Below are 20,393 nucleotides of genomic sequence, written 5' to 3' on the forward strand. Positions count from 1 at the left end.
TAAAAAGTGTTAATTTAGCATCCGCTCTTTTTTAAAATTTTAGAGACAAATGTTTCGATTAAGCCATTTGCTTATTTGAAAACGATGCCCTAGCCCTGATGGAAGTGGCATCCTTTTTCTTGCTTCTTTAGCAAGGAAAAGATATAGCGGACAGCAGGAAACAGCTCCTTATCTTTCGACCATAGTCAGGATGACAACAAGAGCCAAAACATAATAAAAATAATAAATTAAAATACCTAAAATGAGATTAGAAGATTTTGATAATGATGAAGATAAAATAATTCAGGATCGTTTAAAACAAAAAACGTGGAATGAAATTAGAACCAACGACAGCTGGGCGATTTTTAAAATCATGGCCGAATTTGTAAACGGTTACGAAAGCATGGGACGTATTGGTCCGTGTGTATCTATTTTTGGTTCGGCGAGAACAAAACCTGACGATAAATATTATTTATTGGCTGAAAAAATTGCTTACAAAATCAGTAAGGCCGGTTATGGTGTAATTACAGGTGGAGGGCCGGGAATTATGGAAGCCGGAAATAAAGGTGCACATTTAGGAGGCGGAACTTCGGTTGGTTTGAATATCGAATTGCCTTTTGAACAGCACTTTAACCCATATATTGATCACGATAAAAACTTGAATTTCGATTATTTCTTTGTGAGAAAAGTAATGTTCGTGAAATACTCGCAAGGTTTTGTGGTTATGCCAGGAGGTTTTGGAACGCTTGACGAAATGTTTGAAGCGATTACATTGATTCAGACTAAGAAAATCGGGAAATTTCCAATTATCTTGGTTGGCGTTGAATTCTGGTCAGGATTAATCGAATGGGTAAAAACGGTTTTAGTTGAAAAAATGCAGACTGTAAGTCCTGACGATTTAAACTTATTTAAGATTGTAGATACTGAAGATGAAGTTGTTGACGTATTAGATAAATTCTACAAGAAATACGATTTAAGTCCAAATTTCTAAATTTTTTTATACCATAGAAGTCATATAAGTTTATATATTTTGACCTAATAATTGTGAACTTAAATTTACTTATATCACTTATATGGTTAAATTTCAAAGCTGTTTTATAAACAGCTTTTTTTATGCTATTTTTACATAAAACCAAAAGAACTTTATGCTCGTAACTTAAGTATATACTATTAACTTTTAAACCATCCTTGAAATCATTTTATAAAATCATATTCCTTCTTTTAGTTTTATTCAGTTCGATAAAACAATATGCACAACATCATTCTAAGATGGAAGTGGCGGTTAATCTTGAACTTAAAACACTGAATGTAAGACAGGATATTACATTTTATAATGCATCAAATGATTCGCTCACTTCTATCGTTTTGAATGACTGGAATAATGCCTTTGCAAATAAAAACACACCTTTGGCAAAACGTTTTTCAGATGAATTTTATAGAGGTTTTCATGTAGCAAAAGCAGTTGAGAGAGGAAATACAACAATTTTAAACCTGACCTATTCTGAGAACATGGCTTTAGAATGGGAAAGAACCGATAAAAATCCAGATTTTATAATAGTTAAATTAAATCATAAACTGCTTCCTGGAGAAAAAATCGATTTGCATCTTATCTATATTTCTAAAATTCCGAGTGATAAATTTACACGTTACGGTTTTGACCAGAATGGCGGTATGAACTTGAAAAACTGGTTTTTAAGTCCTGCCAGATTTGAAAATCATCATTTTACTCAAAACAACAATTTTAATTTAGATGATATTGCAAATGCTGTAACAGATTATGAAGTTGAAATAAAAATTCCAAACAGCTATTCGATTACGACTGATTTGAATTCGGTTTCAAAAGATGTTTCAAATCCTTCATTCAGCACTTATTCGTTTTCAGGAACTAATAGAACTGATTTTAATTTGTTTATTGAAAAACAAAATAACTTTAGAAGCTATGACAACGGAACTATAGAGGTTTTGTCTGACTTAAAAAACAAGAAAATAACTGAAATTCAAAAAGCAATTGTGATCAATCGTGTTGCTGCTTTTGCCAATGAGTTTATTGGAAAATATCCCCACGAAAAAATTACAGTTTCACAGGCTGATTATGAAAGAAATCCATTTTACGGATTAAATCAGCTTCCCTCTTTTATAAGTCCGTTTTCTGATGAATTTATGTTTGAGATTACTTTTTTTAAAACCTATCTCAATAATTATTTAAAAAACTCGCTTCGACTTGATCCTCGAAAAGACAATTGGGTCTATGACGGAATCCAGATATACGCTATGATGAAATATATGGAAGAATATCATTTGGATGAAAAAATGCTGGGAAGGCTTTCGAGAATGAAACTTTTTAAAAGTTACAACATTACTAATCTGACTTTTAACGAGCAATACAGCTATTATTATATGCTGATGGCGCGAAAAAATTTGGATCAGCCACTTGGAGATCCAAAAAATACTTTAATTAAATTTAATGAGCAGATTGCCAGTAAATATCGCGCAGGTTTAAGTTTGAGTTATTTAGATGACTATTTAGATCATAATATTGTTCCGCAAAGTGTTCAGGAATTTTATAATTTGAATAAAACCGAGCAGACAAATCGTTATGATTTTGAAAAAATCTTAACTAAAAACAGTCCGAAAAATATCGACTGGTTTTTTAAAACTATAATAGATTCACGTGATATAATTGATTATAAATTTTCGAATGTTTCAAGAACCAAAGACAGTATTCAGTTTTCAATAAAAAGCAAAACAAATGTGTTTGCTCCGATCCCGGTTTATGGTCTGAAGAAAAATGAAATTGTTTTTAAAAAATGGATTGAACCTGAAAACACCGATTCGATTTATCAATTTGACAGAAAAAATGCAGATAAAATTGTAATTAATTACGACAATGAAGTTCCGGAATACAACCAAAGAAACAACTGGAAATCACTTAAAAGCCTTGTACTTACCAATCGACCGATAAAATTTAATTTTGCCAAAGATTTAGAAGATCCATATTATAACCAAATCTTATATATTCCTACGCTTACTTACAATTTATACGACGGATTAACGCCTGGAGTTCGTTTTCATAACAAAACAATTCTAGACAAACCTTTTACCTTCGACATTAACCCTGCATATTCTATAAATGCTGGCACATTATCTGGATCTTCGGCTTTTTCATGGAGCGAATATTACAGAAACAGCACGCTTTATAATGTGCGTTATTCGATTAGTCAAAATTATTTTCATTACGCGCCAGATGCTGCTTATTTAAGATTGAATCCGATGGTGCAGTTTCGAATTCGTGAAAAAAACTTTAGAGATAATAGAAAACAGTTGATCATGTTCAGGGAAGTTATCGTAAATCGGGAAGCAAGTGAATATATTACTGATAATTCTAAACCAAATTATTCGATTTTTAATGCCCGCTATTCGAATACTAAAACAGAATTAGTTGATCATTTCAGTTTTATGACCGATGTTCAATTCTCAGGTGATTTTGGTAAACTTTCTGGCGAAGTCGAATACAGACGATTATTTGAAAACAACCATAAACTGAATTTGAGATTATACGCTGGAAGTTTTATTTATAATACAACAAACTCAGATTATTTTAGTTTTGGATTAGATCGCCCAACCGATTATATGTTTGATTACAACTTTTTTGGAAGATCTGAAAGTACTGGGATTTTTAGTCAGCAATACGTGATGGCCGAAGGCGCATTTAAGTCAAAGATACCCCCAAGATACGCTAATCAATGGCTTACTGCGTTTAATGCCAGCTACTCGATTTGGAATTGGATTGAAGTATACGGCGATGTTGGTTTTATGAAAAGCAAACATCAAAATGGAGATTTTGTTTATGACAGCGGTATCCGATTAAATTTGGTTCAGGACTATTTTGAACTCTATTTTCCTGTTTATTCGAATAACGGATGGGAGATTTCTCAAAATAAATACAACGAAAAAATTAGATTTGTAGTAACATTTGCCCCAAAAACATTAGTTAATCTTTTTACTAGAAAATGGTTCTAATTAAATAAAATTTAAACAAAAACATGCGTAATTATCATTAAATTTAACTTTTATCTATACATAACACAAAAAAAGTAGGTAGTTTTTTGATTTTAAATACAAATAATTAAATTATATTTATTTTAAAGAATTATGATTATTGATTGTTTTTAAGTAATTTCGCAGTCTAAACATGACCCTACAAGATTATGATAACAGAAAAAAGCAATACTACATTAACATTTGAAGATTTCAAAATTGAGGTATTGAACGACTACAAAATTGCAGTAACTAGCCGTGAATGTAGTCTTTTAGGTCGTAAAGAAGTTTTAACGGGAAAAGCTAAATTTGGAATATTTGGTGACGGAAAAGAAGTGCCGCAGCTTGCAATGGCAAAAGCCTTTAAAAATGGAGATTTTCGTTCTGGATATTATCGCGATCAAACTTTTATGATGGCGATTGGAGAATTAACACCAAAACAATTTTTCGCAGGTTTATACGGTCATACCGATTTAGAATTTGATCCAATGTCAGCAGGAAGACAAATGGGCGGACACTTTGTAACGCACAGTCTAAACGAAGACGGATCTTGGAAAGACTTAACAAAACAAAAAAATTCAAGTTCAGATATATCTCCTACAGCAGGACAAATGCCAAGATTATTGGGATTAGCGCAGGCTTCTAAAATTTATAGAAATGTTGACGGCATTACTACGAAAGACAAATTTTCTGTAAATGGAAATGAAGTAGCCTGGGGAACAATTGGAAATGCAAGTACTTCTGAAGGTTTGTTTTTTGAAACCATAAATGCTGCCGGAGTTTTACAAGTTCCGATGGTTATGAGTGTTTGGGATGACGAATACGGAATTTCTGTTCACGCAAAACATCAGACTACAAAAGAAAACATCTCTGAAATTCTAAAAGGCTATCAACGTGATGAAGATTCAAAAGGTTATGATATTTTTAGAGTTAAAGGCTGGGATTATGCTGAGCTGGTTTCAACTTACGAAAGAGCCGGCGCCATTGCCCGCGAGGAACATATTCCGGTTTTAATACACGTAAACGAATTAACACAGCCACAAGGACACTCCACTTCAGGTTCTCACGAACGTTATAAAAACGCAGAAAGATTAGCTTGGGAAAGAGATTTTGACTGTATCCGCCAAATGCGTTTATGGATGATTGCTATTAATATTGCATCGCCAGAAGAATTATCAGAAATTGATTTTGAAATAAAAAAAGAAGTTCTTGAAGCTAAAAAAGAAGCTTGGAATTCTTTCATCAATCCGATAATTGAAGATCAAAAAAATCTTTTGTCTTTATTGGAACAGATTGCTGAAGCAAGCATCAATCACAAAGAAAAAATCAGAACTTACATAAAAGAATTAAGCGCTATAAAATCGCCTTTAAAAAAGGAAATGCTTGCGATAGCAAGAAAGACATTGCGTTTTATTGAAGTTCCAAACAGTAAAGTAATTCTATCAAAATGGATTACAGATTATATAGGAGTTACACAGCCAAGATTTAGCAGTAATTTACATTCTGAGTCTGATAAAAATGTGTTTTCTGTGCAAAAAGTACTTCCGGAATATGCCGAAAATGCCAAAGCAGATATCGATGGAAGAATGCTTTTACGCGATAATTTTGACGCTATTTTCACAAAATATCCAGAAACTTTAATTTTTGGTGAAGATGTTGGAAATATTGGAGATGTAAACCAAGGTTTAGAAGGTATGCAGGAAAAATACGGAGAACTTCGTGTTGCCGATGTCGGAATTCGTGAAGCTACCATTATTGGTCAGGGGATCGGAATGGCTTTGAGAGGTTTGCGCCCAATTGCTGAAATTCAGTATTTAGATTATTTATTATATGCGATTCAAATCATGAGTGATGATTTGGCTACATTGCAGTATAGAACTGTTGGCAAACAAAAAGCACCCTTAATTATCAGAACTCGTGGGCACCGTTTAGAAGGTATCTGGCATTCTGGTTCTCCGATGGGAATGATTATAAATGCTATTAGAGGTATTCATGTTTTGGTACCGAGAAATATGACTCAGGCGGCAGGATTTTACAATTCGCTTTTAGAATGTGACGAACCAGCTTTAGTTATCGAATGTTTGAATGGATATCGTTTAAAAGAAAAAACGCCTTTAAATTTTGGTGAGTTTAAAACGCCAATTGGTGTTGTAGAAACATTAAGAGAAGGATCAGATATTACTTTGGTTTCGTACGGATCAACTTTAAGATTAGTTGAACAAGCTGCAACCGAATTATTAGATTTAGGAATAGACTGCGAAATTATAGACGTTCAATCTCTGCTTCCGTTTGATGTTAATAAAGACATTGTAAAAAGTATTGCCAAAACAAATCGTCTTTTAGTCATCGACGAAGATGTTCCTGGAGGTGCATCAGCCTATATTTTACAGCAAATTTTAGAAGAACAAGATGCTTATAATTATCTAGACAGCAAACCGCAGACTTTAGCAGCAAAAGCTCACAGACCAGCATACGGAACTGATGGTGACTATTTCTCTAAACCTTCTGCTGAAGATATTTTTGAGAAAGTTTACAGCATGATGAACGAAGTTAATCCTTCTAAATTCCCTGATTTATACTAAGATTTAGAATATTTAAGATATAAAAAAGCTCCAAAATATTTGGAGCTTTTTGTTTTTACATACACAATGTTAGAGTCATTGTGAGGAACGAAGCAACCTCACTATAATTTGAACTTAGCAAACGAGATTGCTTCGTTCCTAGCAATAACATAAAATCCGTTTAAATCAGCGTCTTCGCGAAAGCGAATCCGTTTTATCCGTGTCTAAATATCACGTAACATTGCTCGAGCTCTTTCTAAATCCTCTGCAGTATCAATCCCAATTCCTACATGTGTAGTTTCGACCATTTTAATTCGTTTTCCGAATTCTAAATAACGTAACTGCTCTAACTTCTCAGAGGCTTCTAAAGATTTCATTGGAAGGCTGTAAAAGTCTAATAGAGCTTGTTTTCTAAAAGCATAAATTCCGATGTGCTGAAAATAACGAACTCCAACATTTTTATCTCTTGGATACGGAATTACAGAACGTGAAAAATACAAGGCAAACTGCGATTGATCTACCACAACTTTTACATTATTTGGATTATTGATTTCTTCTTCATCTTTGATTTCTCGCATTAATGAGGCCAGATCAATCTTCTTATCTTCATCGTTTCTAAAAACAGATAAAACCTGCTCTAATGGTCCAGATTCTGTAAAAGGTTCATCGCCTTGAACATTCACTACAATATCAACATCAAGACTCATTACCGCTTCTGCAATTCGGTCGCTTCCAGATTCGTGTTCTTTGATGCTCATAATGGCTTTTCCGCCATTCGAAACAATTTCATTAAAGATTAAATCTGAATCCGTTACAACAAAAACATCATCAAATAAATTTGTAGCAACTGAGGCTTCATAAGTTCTTAGAATTACAGTTTTACCTCCCAAATCCTGCATTAATTTGGCAGGAAAACGTGTTGATGCATATCGCGCCGGAATTACCGCTATTATTTTCATTCTACTATTTTTAAATTTATTTTTCTCTGCGAATCTTTGTGAAAGACTTTGCGTCACTTTGCGTTATAACTTTACCACAGAGATGCACAGAGTTTTCACAGAGATTCTCAAAGCTTTTTTACATCAATTTTACTGAAGTCATACTTAATGAACCTGCCAGTAATTTATCATTAAACAGACTTAAATCATCAGCTTTATCTTTTAATCCTAACGTATACAATAACGGAAGATAATGTTCGGGTGTTGGAACTGCTAATTGAATGGCTTTATTCAATTTTTCAAAATCAATTAAAGGTTGGAAATTTCCATCAAGCAAATAATTATTCACAGTTTCACGAGCTTCTATAGCCCAATCGTAACCGTAGTTATCTTTATCAAAATTTCTGAAATCGACCATTCTAAGATTGTGGACAATATTGCCGCTTCCGATAATTAGAACGCCTTTGTAGCGCAATGATTGCAATTTCTGAGCTAATTCAAAATGATACTGACCCGATTTGGTATAATCGATACTTAATTGAATTACAGGAACATCTGCATTCGGATACAAATGTTTAATGACGCTCCAAGCGCCGTGATCTAAACCCCAATGTTCATCTAATTTGACCATTACAGGATCTAGGATTTTCTGTGTTTCAACCGCTAATTCTGGACTTCCTTTTGCAGGATATTGAACATCAAAAAGTGCCTGCGGAAAACCTCCAAAATCATGAATTGTTCTCGGCATTTCCATTGCAGTAACTTTTGTTCCGTTTGTAAACCAGTGCGCCGAAATACACAAAATCGCATTTGGCTGTGGCAATGTTTTAGCCAAATTGCGAAAACCAGCTACAAACTGATTTTCTTCAATTGCATTCATCGGACTGCCGTGTCCTAAAAACAAAACCGGCATTTTATCGGTATTCGAAAACATTGATGAAATTGAATGTAGGTCGTTTAGTGTTATCATTGTTATACTATTTAAAACACGAATTTTACAGATTTACACAAATCTTGATCTTAAATAATTCGTGCTAATTAGTGGACTTAGTAGTGTTTTTACTCCTCAAAACTTTCGTCTTTAAATCCTATCAAATATAATTTATTTTTGGCACGAGTCATAGCTGTGTATAACCATCTGATGTAATCGCGATCGATTCCGTTTGGCAAATAAGGCTGTTCTACAAAAACGGTATTCCATTGTCCACCTTGCGATTTATGACATGTAATGGCGTAGGAGAATTTCACCTGCAATCCGTTAAAATATTCGTTTTCTTTTACTTTTTGAAACTTCTTATATTTTGTTGTTTCGTCTTCATAATCTTTCATCACTTCTTCATACAAACGATTTGATTCTTCGTAAGTTAAAGACGGAGATTCGCTTTTAATGGTGTCTAATAGTAAAACCGTCTCAAAAGGTTTCTGATCGGGATAATCGACCATTCTAATTTTTACTTTTGCGAAATTAAATCCATATAATTCTTTAATTCCAAAGAGTTCTAAAACTTCTATAATATCTCCATTGGCAATAAAACCGGCGACGTCAGTTTCTTTTAGCCAGAAATAATTATTTTTCACTACCATCAAAAAATCGCCAACAGAAAGTTCGCTTTCTTTAAACAAAATCCTTGTTCTGATTTGTTCATTATACTGATTTGCACGTTTGTTCGAACGCACAATAAAAGCCGTATCTTCAATACTATAATTACTGTAAGCTGTATTTATCGCATCCTGAATATCGTAACCGTCTGTCAGGCGAACAATATCTTTAAACTTTTTCACATTGAATTTAAACTCTGTAATAAAGCTTTCTTTCAATAATTCACGAAGTTCTGTTGCGTTGAATAAAATTCCAGAATTTTCTTCCTGGCGCATTACTTCATCTAATTCTATATGTTCAATTTCTTTATTGTAATGAATACCTAATGTTTGAACATCTAAAGCCGGGCTAATATCTAAATTAACAGGAGGCAACTGTGCTGTATCTCCCAAAAGAATCATTTTGCAATTGGTTCCAGAATAAACATACTGAATCAAATCATCTAAAAGCGATCCGTTATCGTATAATTTAGAATCTGAATTGCTATCTGAAATCATCGAGGCTTCATCGACGATAAAAATGGTGTTTTTATGTTTGTTTAATTGCTTTGTAAAAGCCACGCCTCCACCAGCTGATTTTTTAGGAAAGTATATTTTTTTATGAATCGTAAATGCGGGCGTATTTGAGTAATTTGCAATTACTTTTGCCGCTCGTCCGGTTGGTGCCAGCAAAACAAACTTTTTATTAATATCTCCCAGATTATTTACAATAGTCGAAATCACAGTAGTTTTTCCTGTTCCTGCATATCCTTTCAGTACAAAAATGGTATCGTTATGCGTATCGGTAAGGAAAATAGCTATTTTTTGAAAAAAAATATCCTGTTTGTAAGTGGGAGCAAATGGAAATCTTTTTTGTAAAACGCCGTAAAACAGTGATGAATTCATAGGGTTAAATTGAAATACAAAGTACGGTTTTTTAAACGGCATTGTCAACGTCAATTTAATTTAAACCGTATAAGAAATACAAGTTAATTTAAGTTCAAATCGAATCAACCGGAATTTAATATAAACTTATATTGGTCATATAGTAAAGAAAACTTAACCCTATTTTAAAATGCAATTGAAATTGTTTTTTGAAATTGCAATTGTAATAGTTCCTTTTTAATTTGTAAGTTTGTAATCGCCTTAAATTCTTTCTTGTAAAACAGGTAACGAATTGTAAATCAATATGTCATTGCAAAATACTAACATCACTTCAAAAAATTACAAAAAACTTTCTATTCAGGTTTCTTTGACCGGATTGTCGTTTTGTTGTTTTGATACTTTAAATAATACGATTACTACTTTAAAAGAAATTAATTTCGATACTTTTCATAAAGCAACTAAAATTGAAGAATTGTTTGGAGATGCTTTCAACAATCATCCTGAATTAAAAGATACTTACGACGAAATTTTAGTTATCCACAATAACAATCTTTCGACTTTTGTACCAACGGCTTTGTTTGATGAAAATTATCTGGGAAGCTATCTACAGTACAATACAAAGGTTTTTGAAACTGATTTTTTTGCTTACGATCAAGTTTCTAATTATCAAATGAATGCGGTTTATATTCCGTATGTCAATATCAATAATTTTTTTATTGATCAGTTTGGTGCTTTCGATTACAAACATGCCAACAGCATTTTAGTAGAGAAAATTTTAGATGCTTCTCGTAATAATGACGAAAAGAAAATGGTTGTCAATTTCAATAATGTACATTTTGAAATTATAGTAGTACAAAATCAAAAACTGCTGTTATTCAATTCTTTTGAATATCAGACTCCAGAAGATTTTATTTATTACCTGCTTTTTACTGCCGAACAATTAAATTTAAATCCAGAGATTTTTCAACTTGAATTATTAGGCATTATTGACAAAAACGATCCTTTTTATGCCATCGCATACAAATACATTCGTAATATATCCTTCTTGGATGTAAGCACTTTACAGCAAAAAAACAGCTTTTCAACTGCAGAAAATCAGAAACATTATATTTTATTTCAATCATGAGAATCATATCAGGAAAATACAAAGGACGCCGCATTTTTCCACCAAAAAACCTTCCTGTAAGACCAACTACTGACATGAGTAAAGAAGCATTATTTAATGTTTTGAACAATCATTTTAGTTTTGACAGCTTAAAGGTTTTGGATTTATTTTCGGGAACCGGCAATATCAGTTTTGAGTTCGCTTCACGCGGAAGCGCTCCCATCACATCTGTAGATGGCGATTTTGGATGCGTGAAATTTATCAAGCAAGTTTCATCAGAATACGATTTTGATATCGCTGCAACAAAAAGCGATGTTTTTAAATTTTTAGAAAACTGCAAAACTTCTTATGATATTATTTTTGCTGATCCTCCTTACGGATTAGATCAGGCAACTTTTGAAAAAATCGTTTTAACAGTTTTCGAAAGAGATTTGCTTCATGAAGACGGCATGATGGTTATCGAACATTCAAAATATACCAAAATGGAACATTTAAGTAATTTTTCTTTTCAGAAAAGTTACGGAGGTTCTTTTTTCAGTTTCTTCGAATTGAACTCAACTGATGACGATGAAGAACTTCCTGGTTCTTCAATAAAAGTTACTGAAGAAGACGAAGGATAATAGCTGCTTTCAATTATAAAAAAATCCCTTGAAATTTAAGGGATTTTTTATTTTATCTAATTCTGTTTTGATTTTCATCAATACTTTTTTCTATAAATTTTGTTTCTTTTATTTTTCCAAAAGAATATTTTATTGCCAGAGAAATTTCCTGATTATCTACAACATACCTTGCTTTAGAATTAATTCCATTTATTGTAAATTGTTCTGTTTGAATATTATTTTTAAAAATATTATTGAAGCTTAAAGTACAATTCCAGTTCTTGAAAAAGGTTTTTGAAACCGCCATATCTACTACAAATCTTGGCGCTGTTTCAAAAACACCTGTATATTGTTTTGTTAATCCCCAAAAATTTAAAACCAGAGCATATTCTTTTGGAAGTTTAAATTCATTGGTTGAACTAAAATACGAATAGGGTTTAGAAGCAAGAAATACTGCCGAATCATCTTCAACCTTTTCTAAAATAAAAAGCAAAGAATTTGTTGTTGTCCAGAGTTTATAGGTAAATGGCAATGTAAAATCTACAGTAAATCCAGAACTTTTATCAAAATTTATATCCTTAAAAGTCATTATATTCTTTTGATCATCAAAAGTAAAACTACTGTAAACAGGATCTTTAGCTTTTGTAAAACTAAATTTAACCGATTTATCATGGTACTGAAAAGTAGTCGAAATTTCATTTATAATTGTGGGACCCAAATTGATATTTCTTGCGTACAAAAAATAGGGATTAATGTAAGTTGAACCCTGACTTAAAGAGGAATAATTAGGCCGTGAAATACTTCTGGCATAGTTTACAGAAATACTTTTAATGCTATCTATTGGAAAACTAAATTGTGCCTTCGGGAAAAAATTGGTGTAATTTTTATCTAATAAAGGCAATGCATCTGTTCTAAATTTTCCAATTACCTTTGAGTTTTCAATTCTGAAACCAAGAGAAAAATCGGCTTTTTTAATTTTTCCAGACAATTGCGTATATCCAGATAGATTTTCCTCTTTAAAATCATAATAACTTAATTCATTTTGATTCGTTTCATTATAAAAAATCGAAATATCAGACTTAGAATCTGCTGCTGAATACAATCCGCCAGCTTCTAATTTCATTTCGTTTTTGAATTTTTTCTCTGCATCTATTCTTCCTGAAAAATAATTAATCTGAAATTTTTGATCTCTGATTTGTGACAATTCAAATTGAGTGTAATTATAATTGTTATTGACTTGAGTAAACAATCCCTGATCAAAATTAGAATACTGAAAACCAGTAAAAACTTGTGCATCGATAGATTTTATTTTCTCCTGATAATTTAAAAATGTATTTACAAAATTCTTTTTGCTGTCATTGTCAGTGTAAGTCACAACGTTATCTTCTTCATTTTTATTCTTATTATCCGTTATTGTATTGATTGGAAAAGTATCAGTTTGCAGCTTGCTATTTACGCTAAACGAAAAATAATCATCTTCATTTATTTTGTAAAACAAACCTGCACCAAAAACATATTGTTTTCTTTTTGTATTAGCAGTTACATCGTATTTAGAAGCAATATCAACTGTTGGAATTTGATAATCAATGCTATGACTTTCCCACGGATTCAGACGATTGTAGTTGAAATTAGCTTTTAGCTCTAATTTGTTCTTTTTAAAACTAAAATTAAATCCGAGATAATTATTGTAGTTTTTCTTGAAAGATGCCACTTCAGAAATCTCTGTTTTAAAACTATCTTTTTTACTAAATTTTCTTGTAACTAAAATCACAACGCGACCTTCTGCTTCATATTTTGATGATGGATTCTGAATAATTTCTATTGTTTTTATATCGGTGACAGACAAAGCATTCAAGTCATTTATGCCAGCTTTTTGATTGTCAATATAAATCAACGGATTTCCTTTACCAACAACTGAAATACTTTCTCTGTCAGCGCTAATTTGAACTGTAGGTAATTTTGCTAATAAATCGACTGTATTTGGAATGGAATTGTAGATAGAATTAGATACATCAACTTTAATATTTCCGTTGTTATTCTTAAATGTTTTTTTGTTTTGAGAAATTACAACTTCATTTAACTGGTTTGAAATACTGTCTTTTTGAGTTTCTGCCTGTGCATTTGCAAATAGAGAAAACAGAAAAAGCCAAAGTAGCAGGAAAAGTTTAAAAGGCAAATAAATGTTCATTTTATGAGTAGATTTTTTGATTTAGTCAATGCAAAAATGCTTTTAAAAAAGAGTTGCGAAAGTTAATTGAAGGTTAATGCGGCGTTAACGCGCCAATTGTATTACAAAAGCATTATTTTTGAATCGAGAAATGGCACGTAGATTTTATAGATCGCTATGCATAAGTTTCTCACAGATTTTGCAGATACAGGAGATTTAATGATACTTGGAGATAACTTTATCTGCAAAAATCTGTTTAATCTGGGAGAAAAAATAAAATAATTAAGTATAAATCAATTTGATCAGCGTGGTGTAATGAAGCAAAGAATCAATTTATTAATCGCATTTTCTGTCCTTGCATTAATTGTTTTAATGACGGTACAATGCTATTTGGTAAAAACCGCTTACGAATATAAAGTGGCGCAGTTTCATACGCAGATTAAAAATGAAATTGCACAAATAAGTAATAATTACAGCGATATTGATTCGGCATTGGTTGCTAGAAAAGAAGCGCTTTACAAGAGTCTGTCTGAGAATTATCTTAAAGGAAAAAATTCAAAACTGGCTATTAAAAATGGCATTCTAGAAAATGAATTCCGAGATGCTCTAACTCAAAAAATCCAACGAAAATTCGAAAGAGATTTGCCTAATTTCAAAATAGATTTTGCTATTGTTCTCAATAAATTTATTCTGTACAAAAACGCAAGAAAAGTTGATACTATTTTCTCTGAAAAGCCTTTTATTCAAAACAAATTATACGGTAATCTGACTTCTTTAAACAATGCCTTTTTGGTGAGAAGTTATGTTGGAACGACAAACGGAAACTTTGATAATCAAGAATATAAATTACTGACAGAAGATTCGATGTACGTCTCGGTTATCGATTGGGAAATGATTATTTTAAGAAGAATGGCATTTATTTTAGTGCTGTCTTTATTATCGATTCTCACACTAATTACACTTTTTGTAATTGCACTAAAAGCATTAATTAAACAAAAAAAAGTAAGTGATGTTAAAACCGATTTCATCAATAATATCACACACGAACTCAAAACGCCTTTGGCAACTTTAGGAATTTCAACAAAAATTTTGGAGCAGAAGAACATTCGTGACAACGATGAAAATTTCAATGCAATTGTCAATACAATTTCGCGTCAGAACAATCGCCTTCAAAGTTTGATTGATCAGGTTATGGCGAATTCTCTAGCCGAAAATGAACTTGAGTTACAGAAAGAAAAAATCGAAACCGAAGATTTTCTGCTTTCTATTGTAAATGATTTTAAAATTACGTTTCCAAAAATTACTCTAAAAACCGATTTTCAAACCCAGAAAACGATTTTAGTTTTAGATAAATTCCACTTGACAACTGCTTTTTTGAATGTTCTGGAAAATGCTGTAAAATATGGCTCAAGTACGATCACTATAAGAACAAGAATAGTCGAAAATCAATTTTCTATCAGCATTGAAGATGACGGAATTGGGATTGCTAAAAACAAACAATCGCTTCTTTTTGACAAATTCTATCGCGTAGAACAAGGAAATCTTCATAATACAAAAGGCTTAGGATTAGGTTTGTACTATGTTTCTCAAATTATAAAAGCACATCAGGGCTCTGTTAATGTTGTGAGTGAGTTAGGAAAAGGAACTCAGTTTATTATTTTATTAAAAGTTTAATTACCTTATTTTGAAAAAATTACTTTTAGCTGAAGATGATTTTGATTTTGCAGCAATTTTAAAACAATATTTAGAACTGCATCAATTTGAAGTAATCTGGGCAGAAAATGGCGAAATAGCTTTAGATTATTTTAAAAACCAGACTTTTGATATTTGTGTTTTTGATGTCATGATGCCCAAATTGGACGGATTTTCATTGGCTGAAAAAATAATTACCATCAATCCTGAAATTCCATTTATTTTCCTGACGGCAAGAAAGTTAAAAGAAGACAAAATCATTGGTTTAAAATTAGGCGCAGACGATTATATCGTAAAACCTTTTGAAGTTGATGAACTCGTTCTCCGCTTGCAAAATATTTTAAAAAGAATCGAACAAAAAAAAAGTCTTGAAGGAAATAATATAATTGAAATTGGTTCTTATATTTTTGACAATGAAAGATTAACGCTGAACAATAAAGATCACGTTCAGCAACTTACAGAGAAAGAAGCTTCTCTTATTGAGTATTTATATCTGAATCACAATCAGTTATTAAAGAGAGATCAAATTTTAATGTCTGTTTGGAAAAAAGATGATTATTTTTCAGGCCGAAGCATGGATGTTTTTATCAGCAGGCTTCGAAAATATTTCAATTCAGATCCAAAAATCAAGATTGAGAGTGTACGCAATATTGGCTTAGAATTTAAAATAGAAAAACCTTGACGAATAAAGGTTTTCTATGTTTATTTGAGAATTATTTTCCAATAACCCAGCCTAAACTAAAGTTAGCAATGGGGGTGAATTCAGTTTCAAACTGATCAATAATTACTCCGGCTCCAAGATGTAGATCTATATTTAATTTTCGTTTATATGTACGCTGGATTCCCCAAACTGGGCCTATAGTAAAAGAAGACACATGTTCATTAAACCATTCGTTTGTTGATATAGATTCAAAATCGTAATTGGCATGTAAAGCAACAAAATTTCCTGAGTTAAATTCGGTCTTTTTTCCTTTTTGAGCTCTTTTTTCTAAGTTGTAATAATGGCGAAATTGTTCTGTAATTCTTGGAGTAAAGTACCATGTAGATTCACCATAAAAATCGTTTTGACGATAACCAATTATCAAACTTGCCTCTTAATAAAGAGTGTTTTTTGCTGAAAACGCGTGCTCGTAAACAAATCCAGGTAATAATAAAGCATTGATTTTAAATTGATTTTTTTCTACACTTGGCGCTTCGTCTTGTGCTTGAACAGTATTCATTAAAAAAACGGAAAGAATTAATAACAAGTAATCTTTTTTCATTTTTGGTTTTTAAATTGGTTTGGGCAAAAATAGTATTTAAACTAAGTAATCAAATTAAAATCAAAATATTTTCTTACACATTGAAGACAAAATTCTTAATAAAATTTTACTCCATTTTCTAAAATTATCTTACTGCAAATCATATAAGTTTCCTAAGCAATTGTATAACAACCAAAAAGAATTTATCAGATACATTTGTTATGAACCTTAAAACATAATATCATGAATCTTAAAAGATTATTTGGAGGAATACTTACCGTTCTGGGAATTGTAGGTCTTATTTATACAGCAGTAATATTTGCTGGCACTTCAGGAGAAACAAGAGATGTTAAATCTCTTATCATTTACGGTATTCTTGGAATCGTATTTTTTACATCTGGAATTAGCTTAGTTCGTACTACAAAAGACGAATCTTAGAATTTTATAGTAAGGCAGTTGCAATTTTTTGGTAAAGCGGAATTTGCACACCATATTTTAAGCCTTCGTTGACTACAAATTGTGTCAGCGAAGTCGCTTCTATTTTTCTTCCAGCCAACAAATCTCTATGCATTGATGAAGTTGCGTCTTTTGGCGACTTTTTGAGTTTTGCAATAGTTTGTACCACAATATCTTCTGGCAATTTCAATCCTTTTGCTTTGGCAACAGCTTCAATTTCATCTAGTAATTCTTTATATAAAGCTTTAGATTTTTTATTCTCTAAGATCTGGCCGATATTTTCATTCAAGTAAGACGTTGCAGAAGCTAAAGCCGAAATAAAAATGAATTTTTCCCAAACCGTTTCTTCAATGTTTTCAGCTATATAACTTTCGATTTTAGCTTTTATTAAGATATTTTGCAATTCTTCTAATTTAGAATCAGGTGCTGTGTTTGATCCAAAAAACAATTTTTCATAAAAACCAATTTTTCGAATAGTTCCCGGCGATAAAATCATCGAAACAATATATACGCAACCTTGCAAAACTTCATTCTCAGGGAATATTTTTTTGATGCGTTCTGGCGCATCAACGCCATTGTACAAAGGCAAAATTACCGTTTTAGAAACAATACATTTTTTTAGGGAAAGCAAACTTTCCTCAATATCATACGTTTTTGTAGCGCAGATCAAATAATCTAATTCGCCAATTTCATCTGGATTATTCGAGACTAATTTTGGATAAACGATTAACTCAGATTCATCAGTAACTATTTTCAATCCGTCTTCTGCAATAATTTTTTGCGTTTCACCACGAGCAATAAAGATAATTTCAATATCGTCTGATTTGTAATACGCTTTCGCTAAAAGTCCGCCAAAATATCCTCCTACTCCGCCGATTCCTAAAATTCCAATTCTTCTCATAACTTTCAAATTTAAAATTTTAAATTCTAATAAAAATCTGTATCAATCAGTTTAATCCGTGCAATCTGCGTCCCATTACGCGAAGCAATTATTCTTTTAAAATAGGCTCTAAATTAAGCTCTGTAAAATCGCGTTCACTTTTCGAAATTATAATGGTTGCAACCGTATTTCCAATCAAATTTGTAATTGCTCGTGCTTCGCTCATAAATTTATCAACTCCTAATAAAAAAGCCAAACCTTCTACTGGAATTTTATGCAAAGCTGTCAAAGTCGAAGCTAAAACAATAAATCCGCTTCCGGTAACTCCCGCTGCACCTTTTGAAGTAACCATCAGAATTCCGATTACACTTAAAATTTCGAAAAAACTCAAATGCACATCATACAATTGAGCGAGGAAAATAACTGACATTGACAAGTAAATCGAAGTTCCGTCGAGATTAAAAGAATAACCCGTTGGAATCACTAAACCCACGACCGATTTACTACAACCCATTTGCTCTAATTTAACCATAATACTTGGCAAAGCAGCTTCAGAAGATGAAGTTCCCAAAACCAATAAAAGCTCTTCTTTGATGTATTTTAAAATCGATAAAATACTGATTTTATAATATCTTAAAATACTTCCTAAAATCAAAAACACAAACAATGCCATAGTGAGATAAACACAAAGCATCAGTTTTCCCAGCGGAATTAAAGTTTCTAATCCAAATTTTCCAATGGTGTATGCCATTCCTCCAAAAGCTCCTAATGGCGCTAGATACATTACATATTTCAATCCAGTAAAAACCACTTTCGAAAAACGTTCTAAAACTAGAATGGTCTGCTCTCTCTTTTTATAAAAATTTAAGGCAATTCCGCAAACAATTGCCGCTAATAAAACCTGCAAAGTAAAATTAGAAAAGAAAAACTGCAGCCATGAAAAATTTTCTGCGGCAGTATTTGTATATTTACTTGGATCCTGAAGTGTTAATCCAGTTCTGTCTATTTTTCCAGGCTGAAAAAAATACGCAACTCCTACTCCAATTGCCAAAGCTATTGTAGAAACAACTTCAAAATAAGCTAAAGCTTTTACACCAATGCGTCCCACTTTTTTAAGGTTTCCCATTCCAGATATTCCCAAAACGATTGTCAGGAAAATAATCGGGCCGATAAAAAGTTTGATAATATCAACAAAAGTCTTTCCGATGATTTCCATCTTTACACCGTTCTCTGGTGAGAAATGTCCGAGCAGAACTCCAGCAATAATGGCTATTAAAACCCAAAAAGTAAGATTGGTTATTACTGCGTGAAAAGTACTTTTTTTAGATTTTTTACCAGCGGATGGAGTAGTTATATTCATGAAGATAGATTAGAGACTTCACAAATATATAAAAAATGCAGACCTATAAGCCGGATTCTGTCTCTGATAAATCAGAGCCTTATCATTTATCTAGATCCCACATTACTGCGGGACTCGAGCTACCTACCCTTCAACAACGGACGAGAAGCCCTTAAATGCTGATATACTTGGTATTTCACCGCATAGAGTTTACCTGGTTTCACTACAGCCTTACCTGTACATACTTTCTGTTGCACTTGTCCTTGCGCTATTTCTAACGCCGACGGGTGTTACCCGCTATGCTTCTCTTTGGTGTCCGGACTTTCCTCCCTCCCGATGAATCGGAACGACGATAAGGCGGTCTGCGCGGCAAAAGTAGCGATTTATCAGCTAAGAATGCCGCTTTTAAATTTTAGATTTTCGTATAAAATTCGCAACGTTTTAATTTTAAATTAGTTATCTTTAAAATCCATAATTTTAAAATTCATTATCATGACAAGAATGTATCATTACGCAACTGTTTCAAAAGCTTTAGATCAATTGCATGAAAAAGGATTTACTTGTGATTTTAATCTAAACTCAGACATGATTAAAAAAAATCCTGAAAAATTTGAAATTGTACATGTGTATCGATACGAAGGGGAATCAGACCCAGGCGATGAGGCAGTTGTATACGGAATTAAATCAACATCAGGCAAAAAAGGAGTTTACGTAGCTGGTTTCTCAGCCGACTCGGATCAAGAAACAGCAAAATTTTTATTTGATTTGAGTATTAAGGGAAGGTAATTAACTTCAAAAATAAAGAGAAACTTAACCGCAAAGAACGCAAAGGAAATTACGCAATGATCGCAAGATGTAAAATAAGTTTAGGCTTTGCGTTTAAACAGTATTCATGAAAAAAGCCCATCATTGATGGGCTATAGAACAACGCACAA

General features: G+C 32.3%; 17 protein-coding genes and 1 other RNA gene. 9 read left to right on the forward strand and 9 right to left on the reverse strand.

Annotated features, from left to right (window positions below; genetic code table 11):
* Window positions 1-241 precede the first annotated feature (241 nt).
* The 3 genes from IRZ83_RS11630 (at window position 242) to IRZ83_RS11640 (ending at window position 6,599) form a co-directional block, all read left to right on the forward strand.
* Entirely contained in the window at window positions 242-970 is a 729-nt protein-coding gene (locus IRZ83_RS11630; RefSeq protein ID WP_029273620.1) for a TIGR00730 family Rossman fold protein, read from the forward strand.
* Window positions 971-1,248: 278 nt separating this feature from the next.
* Window positions 1,249-3,999, forward strand: a complete 2,751-nt coding sequence (locus IRZ83_RS11635) for an aminopeptidase (RefSeq protein WP_194568942.1) — start codon at window positions 1,249-1,251, stop codon at window positions 3,997-3,999.
* A 188-nt stretch (window positions 4,000-4,187) separates the two neighbouring features.
* Entirely contained in the window at window positions 4,188-6,599 is a 2,412-nt protein-coding gene (locus IRZ83_RS11640; RefSeq protein ID WP_194568944.1) for a thiamine pyrophosphate-dependent enzyme, read from the forward strand.
* A gap of 203 nt (window positions 6,600-6,802) precedes the next feature.
* On the opposite strand, the gene kdsB is transcribed toward IRZ83_RS11640, so the two are convergent.
* The 3 genes from kdsB to IRZ83_RS11655 all read right to left on the reverse strand — a co-directional run bounded on the left by kdsB (window position 6,803) and on the right by IRZ83_RS11655 (window position 10,000).
* Complete coding sequence (kdsB, locus tag IRZ83_RS11645) at window positions 6,803-7,537, reverse strand: 3-deoxy-manno-octulosonate cytidylyltransferase (RefSeq protein WP_194568946.1); 735 nt, start codon at window positions 7,535-7,537, stop codon at window positions 6,803-6,805.
* Window positions 7,538-7,655: 118 nt separating this feature from the next.
* The gene (ygiD, locus tag IRZ83_RS11650; protein WP_194568948.1) at window positions 7,656-8,486 is read right to left on the reverse strand and encodes a 4,5-DOPA dioxygenase extradiol; all 831 of its coding nucleotides are present in this window, start codon (window positions 8,484-8,486) and stop codon (window positions 7,656-7,658) included.
* Between the two features lie 89 nt (window positions 8,487-8,575).
* Window positions 8,576-10,000 carry an ATP-dependent RecD-like DNA helicase gene (locus tag IRZ83_RS11655; protein ID WP_029273625.1) on the reverse strand — a complete coding sequence of 475 codons (1,425 nt, stop codon included), beginning with the start codon at window positions 9,998-10,000 and terminating at the stop codon, window positions 8,576-8,578.
* A gap of 283 nt (window positions 10,001-10,283) precedes the next feature.
* Here IRZ83_RS11655 and IRZ83_RS11660 point away from each other — a divergent pair, with 283 nt between their 5' ends.
* Both IRZ83_RS11660 and IRZ83_RS11665 read left to right on the forward strand, forming a co-directional pair.
* Window positions 10,284-11,105, forward strand: coding sequence for a DUF3822 family protein (locus tag IRZ83_RS11660; RefSeq protein WP_029273626.1), 822 nt, complete (start codon window positions 10,284-10,286; stop codon window positions 11,103-11,105).
* The gene (locus tag IRZ83_RS11665) at window positions 11,102-11,704 is read left to right on the forward strand and encodes an RsmD family RNA methyltransferase (RefSeq protein WP_029273627.1); all 603 of its coding nucleotides are present in this window, start codon (window positions 11,102-11,104) and stop codon (window positions 11,702-11,704) included. The genes IRZ83_RS11660 and IRZ83_RS11665 overlap by 4 nt, the downstream gene beginning before the upstream one ends.
* Window positions 11,705-11,756: 52 nt before the next feature.
* Here the strand turns inward: IRZ83_RS11665 and IRZ83_RS11670 are convergent, their stop codons facing one another.
* On the reverse strand, window positions 11,757-13,871 hold the full coding sequence (locus IRZ83_RS11670; protein WP_194568950.1) for a TonB-dependent receptor domain-containing protein: 2,115 nt from the start codon (window positions 13,869-13,871) through the stop codon (window positions 11,757-11,759).
* 294 nt (window positions 13,872-14,165) lie between these two features.
* Between IRZ83_RS11670 and IRZ83_RS11675 the strand changes: the two genes are divergently transcribed.
* Both IRZ83_RS11675 and IRZ83_RS11680 read left to right on the forward strand, forming a co-directional pair.
* The gene (locus IRZ83_RS11675; protein ID WP_194568952.1) at window positions 14,166-15,524 is read left to right on the forward strand and encodes a sensor histidine kinase; all 1,359 of its coding nucleotides are present in this window, start codon (window positions 14,166-14,168) and stop codon (window positions 15,522-15,524) included.
* 10 nt (window positions 15,525-15,534) lie between these two features.
* Complete coding sequence (locus tag IRZ83_RS11680) at window positions 15,535-16,224, forward strand: response regulator transcription factor (protein WP_194568954.1); 690 nt, start codon at window positions 15,535-15,537, stop codon at window positions 16,222-16,224.
* A 31-nt stretch (window positions 16,225-16,255) separates the two neighbouring features.
* Here IRZ83_RS11680 and IRZ83_RS11685 read toward each other — a convergent pair whose 3' ends face one another.
* Window positions 16,256-16,627, reverse strand: a complete 372-nt coding sequence (locus IRZ83_RS11685; RefSeq protein ID WP_228520685.1) for a hypothetical protein — start codon at window positions 16,625-16,627, stop codon at window positions 16,256-16,258.
* 9 nt (window positions 16,628-16,636) lie between these two features.
* Complete coding sequence (locus tag IRZ83_RS19505) at window positions 16,637-16,804, reverse strand: hypothetical protein (protein WP_228520686.1); 168 nt, start codon at window positions 16,802-16,804, stop codon at window positions 16,637-16,639.
* A 222-nt stretch (window positions 16,805-17,026) separates the two neighbouring features.
* Between IRZ83_RS19505 and IRZ83_RS11690 the strand changes: the two genes are divergently transcribed.
* Complete coding sequence (locus IRZ83_RS11690; protein WP_029273632.1) at window positions 17,027-17,221, forward strand: hypothetical protein; 195 nt, start codon at window positions 17,027-17,029, stop codon at window positions 17,219-17,221.
* 4 nt (window positions 17,222-17,225) lie between these two features.
* Here IRZ83_RS11690 and IRZ83_RS11695 read toward each other — a convergent pair whose 3' ends face one another.
* The 3 genes from IRZ83_RS11695 to rnpB all read right to left on the reverse strand — a co-directional run bounded on the left by IRZ83_RS11695 (window position 17,226) and on the right by rnpB (window position 19,827).
* A complete protein-coding gene (locus tag IRZ83_RS11695; protein WP_194568956.1) occupies window positions 17,226-18,140 on the reverse strand; it encodes a ketopantoate reductase family protein in 915 nt (304 codons plus the stop codon).
* An 88-nt stretch (window positions 18,141-18,228) separates the two neighbouring features.
* A complete protein-coding gene (locus IRZ83_RS11700) occupies window positions 18,229-19,479 on the reverse strand; it encodes a cation:dicarboxylate symporter family transporter (RefSeq protein ID WP_194568958.1) in 1,251 nt (416 codons plus the stop codon).
* 30 nt (window positions 19,480-19,509) lie between these two features.
* Window positions 19,510-19,827, reverse strand: an RNA gene (rnpB, locus tag IRZ83_RS11705) — RNase P RNA component class A.
* A gap of 123 nt (window positions 19,828-19,950) precedes the next feature.
* Here rnpB and IRZ83_RS11710 point away from each other — a divergent pair.
* Window positions 19,951-20,244, forward strand: coding sequence for a hypothetical protein (locus tag IRZ83_RS11710; protein WP_029273635.1), 294 nt, complete (start codon window positions 19,951-19,953; stop codon window positions 20,242-20,244).
* The last annotated feature ends 149 nt before the right edge of the window (window positions 20,245-20,393 follow it).

Origin of the sequence: Flavobacterium sp. JLP (assembly GCF_015350755.1) — a bacterium.
Classification (GTDB): Bacteria; Bacteroidota; Bacteroidia; order Flavobacteriales; family Flavobacteriaceae; genus Flavobacterium.